Source organism: Devosia litorisediminis (genome assembly GCF_018334155.1).
Classification (GTDB): domain Bacteria; phylum Pseudomonadota; class Alphaproteobacteria; order Rhizobiales; family Devosiaceae; genus Devosia; species Devosia litorisediminis.
Window position 1 is genome coordinate 1640742 of the sequence record NZ_JAGXTP010000001.1, and the last position, 22453, is coordinate 1663194.

At 62.4% G+C, this 22453-nt stretch carries 23 protein-coding genes and 1 tRNA gene; 9 read left to right on the forward strand and 15 right to left on the reverse strand.

Annotation, left to right across the window (positions count from 1 at the left end):
* Nucleotides 1–4 precede the first annotated feature (4 nt).
* The 4 genes from KD146_RS07825 to KD146_RS07840 are packed head-to-tail and all read left to right on the forward strand — an operon-like array spanning nt 5 to nt 3719.
* Nucleotides 5–1036, forward strand: a complete 1032-nt coding sequence (locus KD146_RS07825) for a branched-chain amino acid ABC transporter permease (RefSeq protein ID WP_212658137.1) — start codon at nt 5–7, stop codon at nt 1034–1036.
* Nucleotide 1037: 1 nt separating this feature from the next.
* Nucleotides 1038–2174 (forward strand): branched-chain amino acid ABC transporter permease, encoded by a 1137-nt coding sequence (locus KD146_RS07830; RefSeq protein WP_212658138.1) that lies wholly within the window; start codon nt 1038–1040, stop codon nt 2172–2174.
* Between the two features lie 10 nt (nt 2175–2184).
* Nucleotides 2185–2952 (forward strand): ABC transporter ATP-binding protein, encoded by a 768-nt coding sequence (locus KD146_RS07835; RefSeq protein WP_212658139.1) that lies wholly within the window; start codon nt 2185–2187, stop codon nt 2950–2952.
* Nucleotides 2953–2963: 11 nt separating this feature from the next.
* A complete protein-coding gene (locus KD146_RS07840) occupies nt 2964–3719 on the forward strand; it encodes an ABC transporter ATP-binding protein (protein WP_249327791.1) in 756 nt (251 codons plus the stop codon).
* A gap of 106 nt (nt 3720–3825) precedes the next feature.
* On the opposite strand, the gene KD146_RS07845 is transcribed toward KD146_RS07840, so the two are convergent.
* The 8 genes from KD146_RS07845 to KD146_RS07880 form a co-directional block, all read right to left on the reverse strand.
* Nucleotides 3826–4587, reverse strand: a complete 762-nt coding sequence (locus KD146_RS07845; protein WP_212658141.1) for a 5-oxoprolinase subunit PxpA — start codon at nt 4585–4587, stop codon at nt 3826–3828.
* Nucleotides 4584–5486, reverse strand: a complete 903-nt coding sequence (locus tag KD146_RS07850; protein WP_212658142.1) for a 5-oxoprolinase subunit C family protein — start codon at nt 5484–5486, stop codon at nt 4584–4586. The genes KD146_RS07845 and KD146_RS07850 overlap by 4 nt, the downstream gene beginning before the upstream one ends.
* Nucleotides 5483–6154, reverse strand: a complete 672-nt coding sequence (locus KD146_RS07855) for a 5-oxoprolinase subunit B family protein (protein WP_212658143.1) — start codon at nt 6152–6154, stop codon at nt 5483–5485. Before KD146_RS07855 ends, KD146_RS07850 begins: the two co-directional genes overlap by 4 nt.
* A 173-nt stretch (nt 6155–6327) precedes the next feature.
* A complete protein-coding gene (locus tag KD146_RS07860; protein ID WP_212658144.1) occupies nt 6328–6504 on the reverse strand; it encodes a hypothetical protein in 177 nt (58 codons plus the stop codon).
* A gap of 119 nt (nt 6505–6623) precedes the next feature.
* Nucleotides 6624–6860: a hypothetical protein gene (locus tag KD146_RS07865; RefSeq protein ID WP_212658145.1), complete on the reverse strand. Its 237-nt coding sequence runs from the start codon at nt 6858–6860 to the stop codon at nt 6624–6626.
* Between the two features lie 127 nt (nt 6861–6987).
* On the reverse strand, nt 6988–7389 hold the full coding sequence (locus KD146_RS07870; protein ID WP_212658146.1) for a thermonuclease family protein: 402 nt from the start codon (nt 7387–7389) through the stop codon (nt 6988–6990).
* Nucleotides 7390–7796: 407 nt separating this feature from the next.
* Nucleotides 7797–7886 (reverse strand) — tRNA-Ser (locus KD146_RS07875).
* A gap of 44 nt (nt 7887–7930) precedes the next feature.
* Nucleotides 7931–8902 carry a quinone oxidoreductase family protein gene (locus KD146_RS07880; RefSeq protein ID WP_212658147.1) on the reverse strand — a complete coding sequence of 324 codons (972 nt, stop codon included), beginning with the start codon at nt 8900–8902 and terminating at the stop codon, nt 7931–7933.
* Between the two features lie 220 nt (nt 8903–9122).
* On the opposite strand from KD146_RS07880, the gene KD146_RS07885 reads away from it, so the two are divergent.
* From KD146_RS07885 to KD146_RS07895, 3 genes are read left to right on the forward strand one after another with little or no spacing between them, the layout of a single operon-like run.
* Nucleotides 9123–9575, forward strand: a complete 453-nt coding sequence (locus KD146_RS07885; RefSeq protein WP_212658148.1) for a YeeE/YedE family protein — start codon at nt 9123–9125, stop codon at nt 9573–9575.
* Nucleotides 9575–10045, forward strand: a complete 471-nt coding sequence (locus tag KD146_RS07890) for a DUF6691 family protein (RefSeq protein ID WP_212658149.1) — start codon at nt 9575–9577, stop codon at nt 10043–10045. The genes KD146_RS07885 and KD146_RS07890 overlap by 1 nt, the downstream gene beginning before the upstream one ends.
* Nucleotides 10042–11205, forward strand: a complete 1164-nt coding sequence (locus KD146_RS07895; RefSeq protein WP_212658150.1) for an FAD-dependent monooxygenase — start codon at nt 10042–10044, stop codon at nt 11203–11205. The genes KD146_RS07890 and KD146_RS07895 overlap by 4 nt, the downstream gene beginning before the upstream one ends.
* A 59-nt stretch (nt 11206–11264) precedes the next feature.
* On the opposite strand, the gene KD146_RS07900 is transcribed toward KD146_RS07895, so the two are convergent.
* From KD146_RS07900 to KD146_RS07915, 4 genes are all read right to left on the reverse strand, one after another.
* Nucleotides 11265–11975 (reverse strand): invasion associated locus B family protein, encoded by a 711-nt coding sequence (locus tag KD146_RS07900; protein WP_212658151.1) that lies wholly within the window; start codon nt 11973–11975, stop codon nt 11265–11267.
* A 145-nt stretch (nt 11976–12120) separates the two neighbouring features.
* Nucleotides 12121–15606 (reverse strand): transcription-repair coupling factor, encoded by a 3486-nt coding sequence (mfd, locus tag KD146_RS07905; protein WP_212658152.1) that lies wholly within the window; start codon nt 15604–15606, stop codon nt 12121–12123.
* On the reverse strand, nt 15603–15881 hold the full coding sequence (locus KD146_RS07910; RefSeq protein WP_249327612.1) for an FAD assembly factor SdhE: 279 nt from the start codon (nt 15879–15881) through the stop codon (nt 15603–15605). Before KD146_RS07910 ends, mfd begins: the two co-directional genes overlap by 4 nt.
* Nucleotides 15882–15985: 104 nt before the next feature.
* A complete protein-coding gene (locus KD146_RS07915; RefSeq protein WP_212658154.1) occupies nt 15986–16144 on the reverse strand; it encodes a hypothetical protein in 159 nt (52 codons plus the stop codon).
* A gap of 260 nt (nt 16145–16404) precedes the next feature.
* Here KD146_RS07915 and KD146_RS07920 point away from each other — a divergent pair, with 260 nt between their 5' ends.
* Together KD146_RS07920 and recG are read left to right on the forward strand one after the other, a co-directional pair.
* Complete coding sequence (locus tag KD146_RS07920; protein ID WP_212658155.1) at nt 16405–16560, forward strand: hypothetical protein; 156 nt, start codon at nt 16405–16407, stop codon at nt 16558–16560.
* Nucleotides 16561–16662: 102 nt separating this feature from the next.
* Nucleotides 16663–18771 carry an ATP-dependent DNA helicase RecG gene (recG, locus tag KD146_RS07925; RefSeq protein WP_212658156.1) on the forward strand — a complete coding sequence of 703 codons (2109 nt, stop codon included), beginning with the start codon at nt 16663–16665 and terminating at the stop codon, nt 18769–18771.
* Here recG and KD146_RS07930 read toward each other — a convergent pair.
* The 3 genes from KD146_RS07930 to glmU form a co-directional block, all read right to left on the reverse strand.
* Entirely contained in the window at nt 18746–19192 is a 447-nt protein-coding gene (locus KD146_RS07930; RefSeq protein WP_212658157.1) for a MepB family protein, read from the reverse strand. The two genes, recG and KD146_RS07930, sit on opposite strands and share 26 nt — an antisense overlap.
* Before the next feature lie 76 nt (nt 19193–19268).
* Nucleotides 19269–21095 carry a glutamine--fructose-6-phosphate transaminase (isomerizing) gene (gene glmS, locus KD146_RS07935; protein ID WP_212658158.1) on the reverse strand — a complete coding sequence of 609 codons (1827 nt, stop codon included), beginning with the start codon at nt 21093–21095 and terminating at the stop codon, nt 19269–19271.
* 2 nt (nt 21096–21097) lie between these two features.
* Nucleotides 21098–22453, reverse strand: a complete 1356-nt coding sequence (gene glmU / locus KD146_RS07940) for a bifunctional UDP-N-acetylglucosamine diphosphorylase/glucosamine-1-phosphate N-acetyltransferase GlmU (protein ID WP_212658159.1) — start codon at nt 22451–22453, stop codon at nt 21098–21100.

The following is a 22453-nucleotide window of genomic DNA, read 5'->3' on the forward strand; positions in this document are numbered from 1 at the left end:
CACAATGTTTGATGCGATTTTTCTACAGTTCCTGAACGGGCTGGATAAAGGCGGGGCCTATGCGTTGATCGCATTGGGTCTGACGCTGGTTTTTGGCACCCTTGGTGTCGTCAATTTTGCGCATGGCGCGCTGTTCATGCTTGGCGCCTTCTGTGCAGTGCTGTTTCGACAGCTGATTACGCTGGAATCGGTCACGCTCGACCCCGAAAAGCTCTCACCCTGGGGGGCGCCACTCGAAATCCGCGCGCCGCTGGTGCAGACATGGTTCGGTGATTTCGGCGCCGTTCTGGTGGACTATTCAGTTCCATTCTCGATCCTGCTCACCATTCCGGTGATGCTGGTGATCGGCATCGCGCTCGAGCGCGGCATCATCAAACATTTCTACAAGCGCCCACACGCCGATCAGATTCTGGTGACGTTCGGTCTGGCCATCGTGGCCCAGGAAATCATCAAGTCGATCTTTGGCGCCAATCCCATTCCCCAGCCCATGCCCGAAGCTGTGCAGGGCGCCAGTGATATCGGCGCCTGGTTGGGCATGCAGGCCAATGTGATCACCTACCCGACCTGGCGCCTGATCTACTTCCTGTTCGCCGCCGTGGTGATTGGCGGGGTGTTCGCCTTCCTGCAGTTCACCACATTCGGCATGGTGGTACGCGCCGGCATGGCCGATCGCGAAACCGTGGGCCTGCTGGGTATCAATATCGACCGCCGCTTCACCATTGTCTTTGGTCTGGCGGCCGTCGTGGCCGGCATGGCTGGCGCGATGTACACGCCGCTGCTCCCGCCAAACTACCATCTGGGCATGGACTTCCTGGTGCTCAGCTTCGTGGTCGTTGTGGTGGGGGGCATGGGCTCACTCACCGGCGCGGTCGCCGCAGGCTTCCTGCTGGGCATCGTGCAGTCCTTCGCCTCGATGACGCAGGTCAAGGATTTCCTGCCCGGCATCGATCAGGTGATCATCTATCTGGTTGCCGTTGTTATTCTTTTGGTTCGTCCGCGTGGCCTGATGGGTCGCCGCGGTGTGATGGAGGCCTGACATGCTAGCCATGCCTCGCAAAGATCTGTTCCTGCTGCTCGGCTTCAGTGCCGCAGTGCTCACCATGCCGATCTGGCTGCAGCCCTTTGGCGCTGCCTATCCCGATCTGCTCAATCGCTTCGCGATCTTCGCGATCCTGGCGGTTGGCTTCAACATCCTGTTCGGGTTGACCGGCTATCTCAGCTTCGGCCACGCCGCCTTCTTTGGCGTGGGTTCCTATGCTGCGGTCTGGTCATTCAAGCTGCTGACCATGGACGCCCTGCCCGCCTTGCTGTTTGCCATCATCATTTCAGGCGTGTTCGCGCTGATGATCGGTTTTGTCAGCCTGCGGCGGTCTGGCATCTACTTCTCGATCCTGACGCTGGCCTTCGCGCAGATGAGCTACAATCTGGCCTATTCGGTGTTCACACCGATCACCAATGGTGAAACGGGTCTGCAGCTGAGCCTGAACGATAGCCGTTTCATCGACCGGATGTTCTTCGAGGCTGCTCCCGGCCTGCCCTCGCCGACCATTCTGGGTATGCCGCTGACCGGCTACACGGCGTTCTACTTCTGCGCCGCGTTCCTGATCGTAACCTTCTTCATCGCCCAGCGCATAACGGGCTCGCCCTTCGGCATGATGCTCAAAGGCATCAAGTCCAACCAGGTCCGGATGAACTATACCGGCTTCAACACGCGGCCCTATACGCTGGCAGCGTTCGTGATCTCGGGCATGTATGCCGGTCTGGCCGGTGGCCTTCTGGCCATTACCGATCCGCTGGCTGGTGCCGAACGCATGCAGTGGACGGCCTCGGGCGAAGTGGTGCTGATGACCATTCTGGGCGGCGCCGGGACACTGGTAGGGCCCGCTATCGGGGCCTGGATGATCAAGTATTTCGAGAACATCCTGTCGGCACTGAACGAGCAGATCCTGACCAATTTCTATAGCTTCCTGCCCGAAGGGTTTGGCGAGGTGATGGTCAAGATCACCAGCAAGTTTGTCGGCGAAGGCTGGCACCTGACCCTGGGTCTGGTGTTCGTTCTCATCGTTATCTTCCTGCCCGGGGGGATCATGGAAGGCGTCCGCCGGATTGCTGCGGCAATACGGCCGTCGGACAAGCCCGGTGCGAAATCCCAACAAACCCAACCAGCAGAGTAGGACGCGTTAGATGAGTGTAGCCAATGTCGTCCTGCATGTTGCTGACGTGCACAAACGCTTCGGGGGGCTGCATGCCCTGGCCGATATCGATCTGGAAGTCGAAGAAGGCCAGACGCATGCGATTATCGGCCCCAACGGGGCCGGCAAATCCACCCTGCTCAACGTCATCATCGGCAAGCTGGCGCCAACCAGCGGCCAGGTGGTGTTCGACGGGACCGTGCTGACCGGACGCAAGCCCTATCAGATCAACCAGCTGGGCATTGCCCGGGTGTTCCAGACGCCGGAAATCTTCGCCGACCTGTCGGTGTTGCACAATGTGATGATCCCCGCCTTGGCCAAGCGCGATGGCGCGTTCAAGCTGAACATGATGGGCTCGCTGGCCTATGAAAAGAAGATCCGCGAGGAAGCCGAACACATGCTCGAAGATGTGGGCATGCTGAGCAGCCGCGAGGATCATGCGGGCAGTCTAAGTCGAGGTGACAAGCGCCGGATGGAGCTGGCCATGTGCCTGATCCAGCACCCGCGCCTGCTGCTGCTGGACGAGCCGACTGCGGGCATGAGCCGACATGACACCAACACCACGATCGAATTGCTCAAGAAGATCAAGAGCCGCGGCATGACCAAGGTCATCATCGAACACGACATGCATGTGGTGTTCTCGCTGGCCGACAAGATCTCGGTGCTGGCGCAGGGCCGCATCATTGCCGATGGCACGCCCGATCAGGTGCGTGGCAATCCCAAAGTGCAGGAAGCCTATCTCGGAGGGGAAACGGAATGAGTACCATGGCTATGGATACCCAGATCGGCAGCGGCAGCCAGGCTGCAGCGACCGAGGCCGCCAAGCCCTTCTTTTCGGTGCGCGACGTGCACGCCTATTATGGCGAAAGCTATATCGTGCAAGGCGTATCGCTCGACATTCGCAAGGGTGAAATCCTCGCGCTGCTGGGCCGCAATGGCGCAGGCAAATCCTCGACATTGCGCACCATTGCCCGCACCGATGATCCACAGATGCGGCAGGGCGAAATCTGGCTTGATGGCGACCCCATCCACCAGATGAAGAGCTATCAGGCCGCCCAGGCCGGCATCCAGCTCGTGCCCGAAGACCGGCGCATCATTTCGGGGCTCACGGTGGAAGAAAACATCTTCCTGGCCCAGGTCGCCCCCGGCACAGGCTGGGGCCTCGATCAGATCTACGAGAGCTTTCCGCGGCTGGCGGAACGCCGCAAGCAGGAGGGCGTCACCCTCTCAGGCGGCGAGCAGCAAATGCTGGCCATCGCCCGGGCACTAGCGCGCAACCTCAAGCTGCTGCTGCTCGACGAGCCCTATGAAGGGCTGGCGCCGGTGATCGTGCACGAGATCGAGCGCATCCTGCATTCGATCAAGCCGCTGGGCATCACCACCATCATCGTGGAGCAGAATGCAGTGGCCGCGCTCAAGCTGGCCGACCGTGCCGTCATTCTCGACACTGGTGAAGTGGCCTTTTCCGGCACCGCCAAAGAAGTGCTCGACAATGCCGAGCTGCGCCAGGAATACCTGGCCATCTAGGCCGACCCGTTTTCGGTCCCCGCACCGATCCGCCCTACCCTGGGTCTTTTGACTAAAGGCATTCCGCCGATCTCACCTCTCCCCGTTAAGAGGCCCAGGGTAATTTCTAATCCTTCGGCATTTCCGGCGCATTGGCGGCGATGGTGATGCCGTCGCCCTCCAGCGCGTCGCGCACTTCGCGCGCCAGATCGACAGCGCCCGGCGTATCGCCATGCAGGCAGATCGAGCGCGCCGCCGATTGCATCACCGTGCCATCGATAGCCACCAGTTCGCCGGCCTTGGCCAGGCGCAAGCAACGGGCAATGACGGCATCGACATCATGGATTACCGCGCCCTCCTGGCTGCGGGGCACCAACAGCCCATCAGGGGTATAGGCGCGGTCGGCATAGGCTTCGCGGATCAGGGGCATGCCGACAGCCCGGGCCGCCCGCACCTGCTGGCTATTGTCGAGCGCCAGTGCGGCCATGGACGGCGCCATGCCCTGAATGGTGGCGAAAATGCCCACGGCGAAAGCCAGTTCCTCGGCTGTCTGATTGGCCAGCGCACCATGCAATTTGACGTAAGAGAGCGGATAGCCGACCTCGTCGGCGATAAAGCGCACGAGAAACAGCTGCTCGCGGATCTGACCGAGCAATTTGTCGAGCGGCATGACCAGACGAAACCGACCGAAGCGCTTGGGGTCGACATACCCCGGATGGGCCCCGGCACGCACGCCGCGCGCCTGACAGACCTTGAGAATGTGGCGAATGGTCGGGGCGTCGCCCGCATGGCCGCCACAGGCAATTGAGGCGCTCGACACGATCTCGAGCAGATCATCGTCATGGCCGGTGCCTTCGCCCAGATCAGCATTGAGGTCGATCGAGATCATGGTTGGCGGTTCCGCAGGAGCTGGTGCGCGTGGTCGACACTGACCGGGGCGAATTCGACCGTACTCTCGGGGCGCAATTGGGCAAAGCGATCCAGATCGGCTGTGATGATGGTGCCAATGCGTGGATAGCCCCCGGTGGGCTGGTGGTCGCGCATCAGCACGATGGGTGTGCCATCGCCCAGGATCTGGATGTCACCGGGCACGATGGCATCGGAAACCAGTGAGAGGCTGGTGGCGTCGGCAAAGACACCCGCGGGTTCATCCAGCCGCACGCCCATGCGATCAAGGCGACGCGAAATGCCAAAGGGCGTGCTGGCGAAGCGCTGGCGGATTTCTGTGGCGAACAGGTCGGCATGCAGGCCCCAGACAAAACGGATTGGCCCGTCCTGCGGCTCGGGCAAGGCGACGGGACCGGGCGCGGCGCCGCTGGCGCCATGCAGTTCGAGAACATCGCCAACCTGCAAGGGACGCCCGCTGAGCCCCCCAAGGCGCGCACGGCTGCTGGTGGCGCGGCTGCCCATGACTGGCGGCAGACCCAGTTCCCCGTCAAAGCGCAGATAACCGTAATTGCCAGCCGCACCCGGGGTGATGGTCAGTTCATCGCCGGTTTCCAGCACCACGCTACCAGGCCAGTCGAGGATATGCTCATTGTGACGAGCCACAAAGAGCCCGCCCGCCAGACCGATCCGGCAACGCCCGGACTGCAGTTTCAGCGCCATTCCCGCCATGGTGATTTCGAGCCCGGCATGATCGGCGCCGGCCAGCGCGCCGGCCAGTTGATAGGCCATGGCATCCATGGGGCCCGAGGCGCTGATGCCATCGGCCAGGTGGCCAAAGCGGCCTGCATCCTGCACCGTGAGCAGAGGTCCCGCGCGGGTAATCGCCAAAATCGCACTCATGAAGCCACCACAAAATGCAGCTGATCGCCGGGCGCCAATTGCGTGGGTGCGGCAGCGGCCGGATCGAAATTGTTGAAATCGGTGGAGCCAATAATGTGCCAGCCGGTGGGCAGTTCGGTGGCGGTGATGGCGGTCTGTCCGGCCGCGAACAGCACGGTGCCCGGCGGCACCATGGGCCGCACTTCGGTGCGGCGCGGCACCACCAGATTATCGGGATGCATGCCGCAATAGACAAAGCCCGGGGCGAAACCCGTCGCCAGCACGCGCACAGGCCGGGCATTGTGCGCGGCAATGAATTCGGCGCTGCTCAGGCCCAGATCAGCCGCCACACTATCGAGGTCGGGGCCATCAAAATGCACGGAAATGGTCCAGTCACGACTGGCGGACACAGCCGCGGGGTCCAGCGCGAACAGGCGCAGGCGAAGCTCGCCCACAATGTCAGCGCGGCGCGATTGCAGCGGGTCATAGCGCAACAGCACCGAGACCAGGTTGGGCACGACTTCGAGCACGCCGGCGAGCGGCTCGCGGTTGAGTTGGGTCGCCAGCGCAATCGCTGCCCGGTTGGCCGATTCAGTCAGTGCCGTGCCAAAGCGCACCAGCAGAGCGCTATCACCCAGCGTTACGATGGTCGGCGTCGGGAATGTTTCGATGACGGGCGAGCCAGTCATGAGGCTGCCTCCTGGGCGCAACATGCGGCTATTCCTGTCGGACCAGCCCGGGTCAGTCAATCCGGTCCATAAGTGCAGGCGCCTTGCCCCACTCGGAAGACCGTTTGAAGGTGCCGGTATCGCATGGCGATAGCGGCCAGATTGACCTGCCGGGTCAGGTTCGTCGTCCGGCTCTAGTTCGGGTCCCTGCCGTCCTGTTCGATGACAGCGTCAAACAGCTGCCGAGCCTGCCCTGCACCGATTGCCTCAATGGCAACAGTGGCAATGGCAGCGAACAATTCTGCAATTTCCTGAGGGTCAGTGATTTCGGCGTCGTCGTCTTCTACGTCGGCGTTGATCAGAGTAAACACAAGAACGCGCCTCCAAAGGTAGCCAATGGAGCGAGTGTGACGCGATTCCTGTTACAGAATAAATAATGAAATTTGCCCGCTGGCTGGAACACGCCGATTGCCAGAAAGGTCAGGAAAGCTTACTCTTCGCCCGCTTCGAGTTCTTCGACATAATGCTCGATCTGCTCGAATGTCGCTGAAAACGGCAGCGGCTTGTCCCCGAAAATGATCTTGAAGCTTTCGTCCTCGCGGATGGCGTGACCGCCCTTGCCCATCTTGGCCGTCAGCTTTTCAGCCGTCAGGATGGTTAGGCCATGGCGCCCGGCGATCCGCTTGAGGCGGCGCATCTTCGAGGCTTCAAATTCCTTGCGGCTCACAGCTCTTCCTATCGTGCAAACGCGGCGTAGCGGCGCCCGTTATGGCGCCAGCGACCGCTCGCGGCAACGGATACATGATTGTGGCAAACCGGTCCAGACGAACGCACGGTGCAGCTGCTGATCGCAGCTAGAACCTAATAATCTGCCAGCATCTGCAATTGCTGCGCTTGTGATGCAGCAGCAAGCGTTGGAAATCTCTGCGCGGCCAAAGCTCCCCACTCTGACGCGCATGGGCTAGCCACAGCTTGCGCCGTGCGCCCGGCGGCTCCAGATGTCGATACTTGCCACCGGAAAACTTAGGCCAATCCAGGGCCAAGCCGCTGCTAACCAATTCGGCCGCGAGGTCGCGTCCGTCAGGCAGGAAGCATTCTGCGACCAAACGATCATACGAAAGCTCTGGCTTAAGCACGGCGGTTACCGTCTGGCCCTTACACAGTTGGACCAGAGCCCATTTCGATTGCTTTCCCCAAGGGTGATCGAGTTCTGGCGCATCGATGCCGGCGAGTCGCACGCGAGACTTGCCAATCACGATCGTATCTCCGTCAATCACCCAACAACGCCCCTGAATGGCGGTCGCTGCGTGAGGCTGACTCCTTGGTTTGGGTGAGAACACTCGGCCAGCGCACGTGCCAAGGCGACCGGCGCCGACGACGTATTTGCCGTGTTGGCGCGGGTCTCCCTACCGAAAACAGCCGCACCAATAGCCGAAAAAACCTCATACTCCCCCGCAACAACTAGCATTTCCCGCTAGAATTCAGCGCCTTTCCAGCACCTTACGCAATCTGGCACGAGCGGAAAGAGGTCCGAGAACTGGTGCTGCTGCTGAGTTTGAAGATTTTTGGTGTCAACGTTGCAACCACCAGCCAGGTCGACATGGCTCGGCGCTCAAGCTTGCAGAACCGGCGGCGCAGCGTGATTTCAGATTGCTGGAGAGCATGGCGGGTGGGGAGGGATTCGAACCCCCGGGACGCTTGCACGCCCGCCGGTTTTCAAGACCGGAGCAATCGACCACTCTGCCACCCACCCGACGAGTGAGCCTTTAGCGGCAGAGTGGCGGGCTGTCCAGAGTGTCAGGGGATCAGAACGACCGAGCCTGTGGTTTGACGGCTTTCAAGGGCGCGATGGGCATCGGCGGCCTGCGCCAGTGGGAAGCTGTGATTGACCTGCACCTTGATGGCGCCACTGGCGACCGCATCGAACAGCGCCTTGGCGCCCTCGAGCAGCTCGGCGCGCTGGCTGAAATAGTGCGCGCCGGTCGGCCGGGTGACGTAGAGCGAGCCCTTGCGCGCCAGCACGGTGATATCGGGGATGGCCACCACACCCGAAGCATTGCCGAAGCTGGCCAGCAGGCCGCGCGGTCGCAGGCAGTCCAGCGACTTCTCGAAGGTGGCCTTGCCAACGCCGTCATAGACCACGTCGACGCCGCGTCCATCAGTGATCTCGCGGACGCGCTCAGCGAAATCCTCGGTGGTGTAGTTGATGACGTGATCGCAGCCATGCGCGCTGGCCAGCGCGGTCTTGTCGTCGCTGCCGGCGGTACCGATGACGGTGGCGCCCAGCGCCTTGGCCCATTGCGTGGCGATCAGCCCGGTGCCGCCTGCCGCCGCATGCCAGAGGATGGTCTCGTCCCTGGCCACGGCCCAGGTCTTGAACAGCAGGTAATAGGCCGTCAGTCCCTTGAGCAGGATGGCGGCTGCAGTCTGATCATCGACGGCATCTGGGATCGGCACCAGTCGGTCCGCAGTGACCAGACGTTCCTGGGCATAGGCCCCGACCAGGCCCTGATAGGCAACGCGGTCGCCAATCTTGAAATCGGTGACGCCGTCGCCCAGTGCGGTCACCACGCCGACAGCTTCATTGCCGGCCACGAAGGGCAGTTGCACCGGATAGAGCCCGGCGCGCTGATAAGTGTCGATGAAATTGAGCCCGATGGCGGTCTGGCGCAGGGCCACCTGCCCGGCGCCCGGCGCGCCGACGGCATGATCTTCAAAGCTCAGCACTTCTGGCCCGCCGGTTTGATGAACGAGAATGGCTTTGGTCATGGCAGGGTCCTTGATTGGGTGTGGCCTCCCAGCAAAGGCACCACACACGGAAAGTCTGAGTTGATCCTGTTTAGGCCGGGATTGGCGCGGGCAAAAGCCTTTGCAGCAGAGTTTTCCTCCACCTGCGGCGTTGCGCAGCACAAAGCGGTCGCCGCATCGCTGGCATCAGCCCACCTGGCAATGATACTCTGGTGGGCAATCGAGTTGAGAAGAGAACTTCATGGAATCGTTTACGCCGCTGACCGCCGTTATCGGTGGCAGCCTGATCGGTCTGGCCACAGCCGTGCTGTGGTTGGGCAATGGCCGCATCGCCGGCATCTCCGGTATTTTCGGGCAATTGCTGCCGCCAGCGCAGACCGTGGTCTGGCGGCTGGTATTTCTGGTTGCCATGGTGGGCTCCACTTTCGTGGTCGCCAAGCTGTTCCCACAGGTGGGCATGGGTGGCTCGGTTCCCGCAGCACTGGTCGAAGCGCCAGATGGCTGGGGCATCGCTACACCGGTCTGGCTCGTCATCGCGGGTCTACTGACCGGCATCGGCACCAAAATCGGCAATGGCTGTACTTCGGGGCACGGTGTGTGCGGACTGGCGCGGTTGTCGCGACGCTCGCTGGTGGCCGTTCTGGTGTTTTTCGGCGTGGCCATGGTCACTGTCGCTGTGACGGGAGTCGTCTGATGCGCGCCCTTAAACTCCCTTATCTCGCAACCGCAGCTGTGAGCGGCGCCCTGTTTGGCGCGGGTCTGTATGTCTCGCAGATGGTTGACGCCAACAAGGTGCTGCGGTTTCTCGATGTTACCGCCATCCCTTCGGGTGGCTGGGACCCGAGTCTGGCGTTTGTGATCGTGCCGGCCATCGTGGTGATGTTCATTGCGGTGCGGTTCAGCCGCGGGCGGCAGGCGCCGCTGTTTGATCTGCAATTTCACGAGCCCGAATATGACCGCATCGATAAGCGGCTGATCGGTGGTGCCGTGATGTTCGGCATTGGCTGGGGCATGGCGGGCATCTGCCCGGGCCCGGCAATTTCGCTGATCGCCTTTGTGCCCGATGGTCTGTGGCTGTTCCTGCTGGCCATGCTGGTGGGCTCCTATGCCGGTAGCCTGATTGTGCCAAGCGGCCACGCCAAGCGCCTGGCAGACGCCAGATGAGCGGGTTCGACGCCGATGCCATCGTGGTGGGCGGTGGCCTGGCCGGCGTGGCTGCGGCTATCGCGGTCGCCAAGGCCGGATTGCGCACAATCCATCTGGCGCCGAGCGCACCGCCGGATCGGCGCACATCGGCCCTGATGATGCCCAGCGTGGATTATCTGCGCAGGGCCGGTCTGATCGAAACGCCGGCAGCATTGGGCCATGCCCTGACCCAGATCCGCATCATCGACGCCACAGGGCGGCTGATCCGGGCACCCGAGACACTGTTTGATGCGGGCGAAGCCGGGCTGGAAGCCTTTGGCTGGAATTTTGCCAACCGCACCCTGCTGGAGCGCTTTCACGCCGTTGCGGCAAGCCTGAAGACACTGGAGACCCGCGCCGTGGGCGCCAAGGCGCTCGACCGGGACGCCGCTGGCTGGACAGTGACGCTGAGCGATGCCCCCCCCCTGCGCGTGCCGCTGGTGGTAGGCGCCGATGGCAAGAAGTCACTGGTGCGCAGTGCAGCTGGCCTGCGCGCGAGCGAACGCCAGTTCGACCAGTCGGCCCTGGTGTGCGATCTTGATCTGGGCCGCCCGATTGGTGGCACCTCAATCGAGTTTCACTATCCCAAGGGGCCATTCACCCTGGTTCCAGCGGGCGGCAATCGCGCCAATCTGGTGTGGATCGATGATGCCGCGGTGCTGGCCGAAGCGCAGGCTGGTGGCACCGAGGCCCTACTGGCGATCTTTGCCGAAAAGTCCCAGCGACTGTTTGGCACTATCGCCATGGCGACGCCGTCCTTTGTGTTCCCGCTAAGCACGCTGAGCGTTAACAGAGCGGGCCAGGATGGCGTGGTGCTGGTCGGCGAGTCGGCGCATGCCTTCCCGCCCATCGGGGCACAAGGGCTCAATCTGGGCCTACGCGACGTGGCTGATCTGGCTGCCGTGCTGGACGGCGCTGATCGCGATCAGGCTGACTGGGCCGATCAACTCAGTGTCGATTATGCCAGACGGCGCACCACTGATCTGGCACAGACCGGCGGCGTGGTGGACACGCTGTTCCGCTCCCTGCTCGCCGACATGGTTCCAGCACAGGCGCTGCGCGCCGGCGGATTGTGGGCGCTCAAGCTCGCGCCCAATCTGCGGCGGCAGGCGTTCGATGTGGGCATGGGTCGGCGCTAGCCAACAAAAAGGGCGCGGTTGCCCGCGCCCCTTTCAAAAACATTGCTGATACGATCAGCTTACTGAGCAGCGGGCTCTGCTGGCGCGTCGGCGGCTGGCGTCTCAAGCTGCTGGCGCAGCTCTTCGGCGCGGTCCTGCAGGACCTGCTCAAGGGCGTTCTCGCCGGAGGTTTCCTTGCGGAACTCGTCAAAGGTGATCGCGGTTTCGCCGTCATAGGTGGCGGTGAAGCCAGCCAGATCGATCTCGATGGTAAGATCCTGATTCTGGCGGTTCTTGGCGGTCAGCTTGAGCGTGCTGCCCTTCTTGAGCGAGTTCACATACTGCTCGTTGATCACCAGCTGGGTGGCGCACGAGGTAGGGTCGCACAGCATGTAGGGCACGCGGACGGGCTTGGAGCCGTCAATCTGCCATGTCAGGCCGAATGGCAGCAGCACGCCGAGTGGCACGGCGGCCACAGCCAGCAGACGGCTCTCCTGACCCGGATCATCGCGCAGCAGGAACGAGCCGAGGAACTGACCATTGGCCAGGACAACCTGGCGCATGATGCAGGCCTTCTGGCCGTCTTCGAGCGGATCGCAGACCTTAAGCCAGTTGGTGGACGGTACGCCAGCGCCTGCGGTTGCAGCGGCCACGGCGTCGTCAGCGACGGCGGGGGTCTCGGTAGCAGCTGCGTCCGGAGCGGGCGTTGCTTCTTGTGCGAAAGCCGACAACGGGGACAGCATGAGCGCAGCCACCGCAAAACCGGCGACGAGAGGTTTCCTGAAGTTCATAGAATTTCCTTGGCTTCCTTGGCAGTCCCGGTGACTTAGCGCCACCTTGAGATATGAACTGTCCTTCAAGTGCTGAATTCGGGCAATAACATGACCAATAGCCCATACCAAAGCAATATGACCAGACAGGGTTGATGCGGGTGGCCTAAGAAGCGGTTTCTGCCAGTTTTGCTAGGCGCGACAGAATACCGGCGGCACCCTTGAGTCGGTCATTTGGCGTGGGCCAGTTGCGAGCGAACACGAGTTTCTGATCGGGTTTAATGCGCACCTGGCTTGCCGGATCGCTGACCATCCTGACCAAACCGGCCGGATTGGCGAACTCGTTATTGCGCAGGGTGATGACCGCGCCCTTGGGACCGGCATCGACTTTTTCGACATTGGCCTGACGGCACAACGCCTTGACCAGAATCACCTTGAGCAGCGCTTCAACCTCCTCGGGCAGTGGCCCGAAGCGATCGATGAGTTCGGCACCGGCGGCATCGATATCGCGGATATCGGTCAGATCGCCGAGGCGGCGATAGAGCTGCATGCGCAATTGCAGATCGGGCACATAGCTCTCGGGAATCATGACCGGCATGCCCAGCGAGATCTGCGGGCTCCACTCATTGGTGTCCTCGTAATCGCCCTCGCCGGATTTGAGGTTGGCCACGGCTTCTTCGAGCATGGACTGATAGAGCTCGAAGCCCACTTCGCGGATGTGACCGGACTGCTCGTCGCCCAGCAGATTGCCGGCGCCACGAATATCGAGGTCGTGACTGGCCAGCTGGAAGCCGGCGCCCAGGCTTTCAAGCGATTGCAGCACGCCCAGACGGCGTTCAGCGGTGTCGGTTAGCTTGCGGTCGGCGGGCACGGTGAACAGCGCATAGGCACGGGCCTTGGCCCGCCCGATGCGGCCGCGGATCTGATAGAGCTGGGCCAGACCGAAATGGTCGGCGCGATGCACGATCAGCGTATTGGCGTTGGGAATGTCGAGCCCGGATTCAACGATGGTGGTGGCCACCAGCACGTCGAACTTGTTGTCGTAGAAGGCGTTCATGATGTCGTCGAGCTCGCCCGGCGCCATCTGGCCATTGGCCACGACATAGGAGACTTCGGGCACGTGGTCCTTGAGGAACTCGGCGATTTCAACCTGATCGCGAATGCGCGGCACGACATAGAAGCTCTGGCCGCCGCGGTATTTTTCACGCAGCAGCGCTTCGCGCACCGACAGGGCGTCAAAGGGGGAAATGAAGGTGCGGATGGCCAGACGGTCGACCGGCGGGGTCGCCAGCAGGCTGAGATCACGCACGCCGGTCAATGCCAGCTGCAGGGTGCGCGGGATTGGCGTGGCAGTCAGGGTCAGCACATGGACATTGGCCTTGAGCTCCTTGAGGCGCTCCTTGTGGCCAACGCCAAAGTGCTGCTCCTCATCGATGATGAGCAGGCCCAGATCCTTGAACTTGATGGTCTTGGACAGCAGGGCATGGGTGCCCACCACGATATCGACCTGACCGTCGGCAATGCCTTCCTTGGTGGATTTGAGCTCAGCGCTCCCGACCATGCGGGAGGCCTGGCGCACGCGTACGGGTAGCCCGGCGAAGCGCTCCGAGAAGGTCTTGAAGTGCTGGCGTGACAGCAGCGTGGTCGGCACGACGACGGCAACCTGCTTGCCGCTCAACGCCACGGCGAAGGCGGCGCGCAGAGCCACTTCGGTCTTGCCAAAGCCCACATCGCCACACACCAGGCGATCCATGACGCGGCCCGAGGTCACATCATCAAACACCGCCTCGATGGCGGCCATCTGGTCTTCGGTTTCCTCATAGGGGAAACGGGCGGCAAATTCGTCATAAGCGCCGGGATTGATCTCGACCACGTCGGCGCGTGTCAGTTGGCGGGCGGCAGCGATCTTGATCAGCTGTTCCGCCATTTCGCGGATGCGCTGCTTGAGCTTGCCCTTCTTGGCCTGCCAGGCGACGCCACCGAGCTTGTCGAGCGTGGTATTGCCTTCGTCGGAGCCGTAGCGGGTCAGCAGCTCAATGTTCTCAACCGGCAAATAGAGCTTGGTGTCACCACCATATTCGAGTTCGACGCATTCGTGGGGTGCGCCGCCGGCCTCGATGACCTTGAGGCCAAGGAAGCGGCCGATACCGTGATCGACGTGCACCACCAGATCGCCGGCGGCCAGGCTCGCGGCTTCGGTCAGGGCGTCGCTGGCCTTTTTCTTGCGCTGGGGCCGCAGGATGCGCTCACCCAGAATATCCTGCTCGGAAAGCACGAGCAAATCTTTGGTTTCAAAGCCGCTTTCAAGTGGCAGCACAACCAGCGACGTGGTCGCTGCGCTGGTGGTTTCTGCATCGCGCCAGTTTTCCGCCATGCGCGGATTGGTCAGGCCGTGATCCTTGAGCACCTGCACCATGCGGTCGCGCGTGCCCGTGCTCCAACACGCCACAATGGTGCGGCGTCCGGCCTTGCGCTCGGCCAGCAGGCGATCAACGACCGACTGGAACAGATTGGTGTCGGTGGCCTGACGTTCAGCGGCAAAGCTTGGCGCAATATGGCCGCCCGCGTCGTCATTGGCCTTGGTATCGGGCGCCATGAACTGGGAAAGCTGGATGACCGACGCCCCGGCCAGTGCATAGGGGTGTTCATCTACCGCGTAGAGCAGCTCTGGCTTGATCGGCTTATAGGGTGCCCCTGCCCCCGCCACTGTCGGCAGCAGGCGCGCCGATTCGCGGGCATCGTAATAGTCGCGGATCTGTTCGACACGGTCGCCATAGGCTTCGGCGGCCTGCTCATCGAAGACGAAGGGCGCATCGCCGACATATTGGGCCAGCGTATCGAGGTGGTCGTAAAAGAAGGGCAACCAATGCTCGGTGCCGGAATAGCGCGCGCCCCCGCTGACCGAGGCATAGAGCGAATCGTCGACCGTATTGCCGCCAAAGGCTGCGGTGTATTTCTGGCGGAAGCGGCGAATGGTCTCTTCGGTCAGGACCACTTCGCTCATCGGCGTCAGCGCGATGGATTTCAGCGTGCCCGTGGTGCGCTGGCTATCGGGATCAAAGGTGCGGATCGATTCCAGCTGGCTGCCGAAAAAATCAAAGCGCAACGGGGCTTCGGCGCTGGCGGGAAACAGGTCGACCAGCCCGCCGCGTACGGCAAATTCGCCGCTTTCGCGCACGGTGGGGACGCGCAGATAGCCGTTATTGGCGGCCCAGGCGATCAGCTTTTCGCTGTCGACAATGCGCCCGGCGGCGGCCGAGAACGACATGGTCTCAACAACGTCGCGTGGCGGCAGGCGCTGGATCAGGGCATTGACCGCTGTGAGCACCACGGCGCCCTTGCTGCCTGTGGTCAACGCCGCCAGCGTGCTCATGCGCGCGGCGATGGTCACATTGTTGGGCGAGACGCGGTCATAGGGCAGACTGTCCCAGGCGGGCAGCGTCAGCACCGGATGGCCGGGCAGCATGGCGCTGAGAATATCGGCCATGCGCTGCAGGCGCCGGCCATCGCGGGCCACAAAGACGATACTGGCGGCATCGTCCGGGGCTGCCTCGATGCGCTGCTGGATCAAGCGCGCCAGCACCATTGGCTGCATGCCGTCCGGCACATTGGCGATGGTGCGTGTGGGCTTTTGCTGCACGACGTCGTTCATTTGGCCAGCCGCGCGTGATGGTCGGCTATGACCTGAGCCAGGAAGTCGCGATCAATGTGCTCAGGTGGCTCGACCTGCCCCATCACCCAGGTCAGGAGCGGCGGATCCTCCTCGCTCATCAGCGCTTCAAGCTGATCAAGCTGGACTTCATTCATGGCCTCGGTATGGGCGTCGGCAAACGGGCCCAGAACGAGGTCCATTTCGCGCGTGCCCCTGTGCCAGGCACGATAGCGCAGCTTCTTGCGGCGCATGGCAATGTCTTCACCGGCAGTCATTTGACGCGCCATGATCCTGAAAGGTGGTTGATTGGGTTTGCTGTGTACGCCCATTGCCGAACGATGTCAGCCCTTACATCGTCGCAGGGCGATGCTGCATTGGCTCAGGACAGAAGAGAAAAGAACAGCCAGACCAGACCAATCACCGGCAACCAGGCCAGAACAGCCAGAACAAGGATCACCCACAGGCGATGCCGACGCAGCCAGTCGACGCCCTGTCGAGGGTAGCCCATCGCCAATAGCCAGCCAAATGCGCGTTCCATGGAGCCTCCCGGACATCCCCGCACCACTGGCCTATTCGCGCTAATCAAGTCCTGCGCAAATCCCGACAATTGTAACTTCCACAGGACCCTCACCCCGGTGATTCCACAGGACCCTCACCCCGGTGAATTGTCGCGCATGCCAGATATTTATGGCGTCCGGTCTTCGGTCAGCGGATGGCTGCCACGCTCGATTGGCGGCTACCGCGCGCGGCCATTTGGTTGCCTAATCAGCTGATCTCGGGCGCTGGTGGAGAGCGGCAATGGCCTGGATGAGTTTTAGAACGCGCGGTGGTGTGTTGAAGATCAAGCCACGCTGGCAAATGCGCTGGGCTGAAAGAACGCGGCAGGTGTGGGTGCTGGACCTGGGTGTCGTGGTGATCAGCTGGTGGTCGGTGCAGGACCTCGAACGGTTCTAAGGGCGGATCGCGGCATCGGCTCAGCTGCTTGTGGTCGGGGCCGGACAGAAGCTTCAATCACGCACGGCTGAGCTGTACCCTGCGGGCAGGAGAATCACCCGCGTGTCTCGCCCCGATAGTTTATCGCCACTGTTTCGTTCGCTGCACTCGATCAAGGGTGTCGGCGACAAGCTGGCTGCCCTGCTGACCAAGTTCTTCGGCGCGCCCGACGGGCAGGAGGCCATTGCCCTGGACATCCTGATGCACATGCCCTCGGGCGTGGTGGATCGCCGGCGTCAGGTGGGGATCGTCGATGCGGGCCTGAACCAGATCGTGACGCTGCTGCTGCATATAGACCGGCATCAACCGCCGCCGCGCGGCAAGCCGCATGTGCCTCATCGGGTATATGCCCATGACGAAACCGGCGAGATGCAGCTGGTATTCTTTCGGGCGCAGGGCGGCTGGGTGGAAAAGGCTCTGCCCGTCGGCGAAGAGCGCTATGTGTCGGGCACGATCGGCTTCTTCAATGGCGAAAAGCAGATCACCCACCCCGACTACATCGTAGAGCCGGAAAAATTCGCCACCCTGCCGCTGGTCGAGCCGGTCTATCCGCTGACCCAGGGGCTGAGCTCCAAGGCGCTGGCCAAGCTGGTGCGTCAGGTGATCGAAAGCGTCCCGGCCATTCCCGAATGGATTGATGGGGCGACGCTGGATCAGCGCAAATGGCCCAGCTTTGTTGACGCCATGCGCATGGTGCACCTGCCCGACGCGCCAGGCGAGGCGGAGCTGTGGTCCCCTGCCCGCCAGCGGCTGGCCTATGACGAATATTTCGTGGGTCAGCTGACGCTGCAGTTGATCCGCTCCACCATGGTGGCAGATCGCGGTATCAGTCGTGAGTTTACCGGGGAGGTCACAGACCGGGTCAGCGCCCTGCTGCCGTTCGCGCTGACGGATGGGCAAAAGACCGCCATTAATGAAATCCGGGCCGATCTGGCCTCACCGGATCGTATGTCGCGACTGCTGCAGGGCGATGTGGGTGCCGGCAAGACCGTGGTGGCGTTGATGGCCATGGCCGCCATGGTCGAGAGCGGTGCCCAGTCGGCGATGATGGCGCCCACAGAACTGCTGGCGGCGCAGCACTTCAAGACTCTCAAGCCGCTCTGCGACGCTGCCGGGTTGGGATGCGAGCTGCTCACCGGCAAGATGAAGGCTGCCGAGCGGCGGGCCAAGCTGGTCGGCATTGCCGATGGCCAAACCAATATCGTGGTGGGCACGCACGCCTTGTTTCAATCCGGCGTGGAGTTTCACAACCTCGGTCTGACCGTGGTGGATGAACAGCATCGCTTCGGGGTGCATCAGCGCCTTGCCCTGTCGGGCAAGGGCAAGCACACCGATCTGCTGGTGATGACTGCCACGCCCATCCCCCGCACCCTGGTGCTGACCCATTTTGGCGATATGGAAGTCAGCATCCTGCGCGAAAAGCCCAAGGGGCGGCAGCCAATCGATACTGCCGTGCTTTCGATTGGCGAATATGATCGGGTGATCGCCCGGCTGCAGGCGCGGCTGCATGAAGGTGCGCAGGCATTCTGGGTCTGCCCGCTGGTCGAGGAAAGCGAGCATCTTGACGTGGTCGCTGCCGAAGACCGTTTCGCCGAACTGCAAAAGGTGTTCGGCGATCAGGTCGCCCTGGTGCATGGCCGGATGAGTGCGACCGCCAAGCAGGAGGTTATGGCGCGCTTTGCTGCCAATGAACTCAAGCTGTTGGTGGCCACCACGGTAATCGAAGTGGGCGTGGATGTGCCCAATGCCTCGATCATGATCATCGAACATGCCGAGCGCTTCGGGCTGGCACAGTTGCACCAGTTGCGCGGTCGTGTCGGACGCGGGTCCGCCCGCTCATCCTGCCTGCTGCTGTTCAAGGGTAACCTGAGCGAAACCGCCCAAGCCCGTCTGGATACCATCAAATCCACCGAGGACGGGTTCGTGATTGCCGAGCGCGATCTGGAACTGCGTGGTCAGGGCGATGTGCTGGGTACGCGGCAATCGGGCATGCCCGGCTATCGCCTGGCCGTGCCAGATGTGCACCGGCACCTGCTCGATTTCGCCCATGACGACGCCAAGGCGCTGCTCTCGCGTAACCCCAGCCTGACCGGTCCCGACGGGGAGGCTGCGCGCACTGCGCTCTACCTGTTCCGCAAGGATCTGGCTATTCCGCTGATCCGGGCAGGATAGCGGCGCAAAGCTGCCGGACCAGCGCAACCGTGTCGCTGCCATCAAGCGGCAGGAAATACCGCGTCTGCCAGTTCTGGGTAGCAATGGCATCTCTGGCAATTGGCCTGGTCCAGGGTGGATAGACCCGTATGGCACGCTTGCCGCCCACCCCCGCGCGCGACATGATCCTGCGCTGCAGCAAAGTCGCCCTGTCGAAGACGAATTGGCCCTGCTGCGCCCCGTCCGAGACCGCGATAATCGCCAGTGCGATATCACTGGCGCTGTCGAGCGGTGCAATAGGTCCGGCGGGATCGGGGCGGTGCCAGAGGGTGACAAACTGGCCAATCTTGGTCGGCGTGGTTCTGGCAGCGCGATAGACGACGCTGGCGCCGTTCAGCGCCAGGCGAAACGCGTAGTATTGGGCACTCTCGGGCTCGGCCAATGGCCCGGCCGTCAGATGCAGTCCGGCCGGGGCATAGATCGTGTCCAGAGCCTGCTGTAAGGGGGCAGTCAGCCCCCTATTCCACGGTAACCGACTTGGCCAGATTACGCGGCTGATCGACGTCGGTGCCCATAAAGACCGCCGTGTGATAGGCGAGCAACTGCACCGGGATGGTGGCCAGGATCGGCGCCACAAAGCTCGACACATGCGGGATCAGGATGACGTCTGCAACGCCTTGCCCGACAGTCTGCGCGCCCTCGGGGTCGGTGATCAGGATGATCTTGCCGCCGCGTGCGGCCACTTCCTGCATATTGGACAGCGTCTTGTCGACCAGCTCGTCGGAGGGCGCGACCACGATGACCGGCATGGCTTCATCCACAAGGGCGATGGGGCCATGCTTGAGTTCACCGGCTGCATAACCTTCGGCGTGGATGTAGCTGATTTCCTTGAGCTTGAGCGCGCCTTCCATGGCGATGGGGAACATCGGGCCGCGACCGAGATAGAGCACGTCCTTGGCTTTGCTCAAGCGCTTGGCAATATCCATGATCTGGTCTTCGGTGCCCAGCGCTTCGGATACCGCTGTGGGCAGGCTGATCAGCGCGCGCACCAGCTCGGTTTCCTGCTCGGCACTGAGCACGCCACGGGCCCGGCCCGCCGCAATCGCCAGGCTGGCCAGGGCGGTCAGCTGAGCGGTCAGCGCCTTGGTCGACGCCACGCCGATTTCGGGGCCGCAGAGAATGGGAAACACCACGTGTGATTCCCGGGCAATGGTGGATTCCACGGTATTGACCAGAGAGGCGACATGCTGGCCCTGGCTGGCGCAGTAACGCAGGGCTGCCAGCGTGTCCGCTGTTTCTCCGGACTGGGAGATGAACAGCGACAGGCCGTTCTTTTCGAGCGGCGGCTCGCGATAGCGGAATTCGGAGGCCACATCGATATCGACCGGCAGCCGCGCATAGCGTTCGAACCAGTATTTGGCCACAGCGCCGGCCAGAAAGGCCGTGCCGCAGGCGCTAATGGTCAGGCGGCTGAGATCGGCGAAGTCGAACGGCATCTGCTCGCGGACCGAGACCTGTTCGGTGCCCATGTCCACATAATGGCTGAGCGTGTGGCCAATGGTTTCGGGCTGCTCGTAGATTTCCTTGGCCATGAAGTGGCGGTGATTACCCTTGTCGACCATCAGCGCCGAGGTCTGCGAGATCTGCACATCGCGTTCGACAATGGCGTCCTTGGCGTCGCGAATGGTCGCGCCGGTATGGGTGATCACGGCCCAGTCGCCATCTTCGAGATAGCTCAGGCGGGAGGTGAACGGGGCCAGCGCCATGGCGTCGGAGCCCAGATACATTTCGCCATTGCCATAGCCGATGGCCAGCGGCGCGCCGTGTCGGGCCGCGATCAGCAGCCCCTCATCGTCGCGGAACATGAAGGCCAGAGCGAAGGCGCCGCGCAGCTTTTTGAGCGTATTGGACACGGCCTGTTCGGGCTGAGCGCCCCTGGCCAGTTCGCGCGACACCCAGAGCGCCACGGCTTCGGTATCGGTCTGGGTGGTGGGCTGATAGCCATCCTTGGCCAGATCGATCAGCATGTCGCGGTAGTTTTCGATAATGCCGTTATGCACCACACCAACGCGATCGGTGGTGTGTGGGTGGGCATTGAGCTCGGTGGGGGCACCATGGGTGGCCCAGCGGGTATGGCCAATGCCGATCGTGCCCGCCAATGGTTCGGCCGCCAGTTTCTGGGCCAGATTGCCCAGCTTGCCCTCGGCGCGGCGGCGGGCGATGTCGCCTTCAGCCAGCGTGGCAACGCCGGCGCTGTCATAGCCGCGATATTCCAGGCGCTTGAGCGCATCCACGAGGCGTTCGGCAACCGGTTGATTGCCAACAATACCAACGATACCGCACATGGCTAAAGGCCCTTCTTGTTGAGTTTTTCGGCCTTGGCTGCGGCAAAGATATCCTTGGCGCGACCGGGCTTGTTGACCTGACGGCCGCGTGCGAGCGCCAGGGCGTCTGCTTCTACATCGTCGGTAATCACACTACCACTCCCTACCAGAGCGCCTGGACCCACATTGACCGGAGCGATCAGCGACGTGTTGGAGCCGATAAAGGCGTTGTTGCCGATAACGGTCTGGTGCTTGTTGTAGCCATCGTAATTGACGGTGATGACACCGGCGCCGATGTTCACATCGCTGCCAATGCTGGCATCGCCGATATAGCTGAGGTGGCTGACCTTGGCGCCCTTGCCGATATCGGCCTTCTTGACCTCGACGAAATTGCCGATCTTGGCGCCCTCGCCCAGATTGGCGCCGGGCCGCAGCCGCGCGAAGGGACCCACCGACGCATTGGCACCGACATGGGCGCCTTCGAGATGGCTGAAGGCGTGAATGACCGCACCAGTGTCGATTTTCACGCCGGGGCCAAACACCACATTGGGCTCGATGGTGACGTCCTGGGCAATTTCGGTGTCGTAGGAGAACCAGACGCTTTTGGGATCATGCAGGGTCACGCCAGCGGCCATGAAGTCGGCGCGGCGCAGTTCCTGGAAGGTTGCCTCGGCCTGCGCCAGCTTGGAGCGATCATCAACGCCAACCACTTCGGCAGGGTCGGCCTCGACATATTCGACGCGGCGACCATCGGCATTGGCCAGTTCGACCGCGTCGGTGAGATAGTATTCGCCCTTGGCATTGGCATTGCCGATACGATCGATGACGCCGCGCAAGGCGTCGGCCTTGAAACCCATAATGCCCGAATTGCACAGATCGATCTTGCGCTCGTCCTCGCTGGCATCCTTGTGCTCCCGAATAGCCACCAGGCGACCATCCAGGGTCAGCAGGCGCCCCAGATTAGTCGGATCGGCCGGACGATAGGCCACGACGACGATGTCGGCACCGTCATCAAGACGTTTGGCGATCTCGGCCAGGGTTTTGGGCGACACCAGCGGGTTGTCGGCATAAAGCACGATGACATTGCCCTTGGCGGTGGCGTAGGCCGCCTGAGCCTGTCGCACGGCATGGCCCGTGCCCAGCCGCTCATGCTGTTCGGACACCAGTGCATCGGGCGCAGCGGCCATGGCGGAAGCCCGCACGCGCTCGCTGGAGGCCCCGACCACCAGAGCGATGCTGGACGCTCCAGCCGACTGGGCGGTGCGCAGCACATGACCGATCATGGGCAGTCCGCCCACCTGATGCAGAACCTTGGGTGTGCTCGAGCGCATTCGCGTGCCTTCACCGGCAGCCAGAATGATCGACAATAGTTCCGTCAT

Coding starts and splice junctions, on each gene's coding strand:
- KD146_RS07900 (WP_212658151.1), bottom strand. CDS start 11,975: ATGAACTTCAGGAAACCTCTCGTCGCCGGTTTTGCGGTGGCTGCGCTC.
- KD146_RS07920 (WP_212658155.1), top strand. CDS start 16,405: ATGGCCTGGATGAGTTTTAGAACGCGCGGTGGTGTGTTGAAGATCAAG.
- KD146_RS07850 (WP_212658142.1), bottom strand. CDS start 5,486: ATGAGTGCGATTTTGGCGATTACCCGCGCGGGACCTCTGCTCACGGTG.
- KD146_RS07885 (WP_212658148.1), top strand. CDS start 9,123: ATGGAATCGTTTACGCCGCTGACCGCCGTTATCGGTGGCAGCCTGATC.
- KD146_RS07845 (WP_212658141.1), bottom strand. CDS start 4,587: ATGATCTCGATCGACCTCAATGCTGATCTGGGCGAAGGCACCGGCCAT.
- KD146_RS07840 (WP_249327791.1), top strand. CDS start 2,964: ATGGATACCCAGATCGGCAGCGGCAGCCAGGCTGCAGCGACCGAGGCC.
- KD146_RS07835 (WP_212658139.1), top strand. CDS start 2,185: ATGAGTGTAGCCAATGTCGTCCTGCATGTTGCTGACGTGCACAAACGC.
- KD146_RS07855 (WP_212658143.1), bottom strand. CDS start 6,154: ATGACTGGCTCGCCCGTCATCGAAACATTCCCGACGCCGACCATCGTA.
- glmU (WP_212658159.1), bottom strand. CDS start 22,453: ATGACGGAACTATTGTCGATCATTCTGGCTGCCGGTGAAGGCACGCGA.
- KD146_RS07915 (WP_212658154.1), bottom strand. CDS start 16,144: ATGGAACGCGCATTTGGCTGGCTATTGGCGATGGGCTACCCTCGACAG.
- mfd (WP_212658152.1), bottom strand. CDS start 15,606: ATGAACGACGTCGTGCAGCAAAAGCCCACACGCACCATCGCCAATGTG.
- KD146_RS07895 (WP_212658150.1), top strand. CDS start 10,042: ATGAGCGGGTTCGACGCCGATGCCATCGTGGTGGGCGGTGGCCTGGCC.
- KD146_RS07890 (WP_212658149.1), top strand. CDS start 9,575: ATGCGCGCCCTTAAACTCCCTTATCTCGCAACCGCAGCTGTGAGCGGC.
- KD146_RS07830 (WP_212658138.1), top strand. CDS start 1,038: ATGCTAGCCATGCCTCGCAAAGATCTGTTCCTGCTGCTCGGCTTCAGT.
- KD146_RS07880 (WP_212658147.1), bottom strand. CDS start 8,902: ATGACCAAAGCCATTCTCGTTCATCAAACCGGCGGGCCAGAAGTGCTG.
- glmS (WP_212658158.1), bottom strand. CDS start 21,095: ATGTGCGGTATCGTTGGTATTGTTGGCAATCAACCGGTTGCCGAACGC.
- KD146_RS07910 (WP_249327612.1), bottom strand. CDS start 15,881: ATGACTGCCGGTGAAGACATTGCCATGCGCCGCAAGAAGCTGCGCTAT.
- KD146_RS07825 (WP_212658137.1), top strand. CDS start 5: ATGTTTGATGCGATTTTTCTACAGTTCCTGAACGGGCTGGATAAAGGC.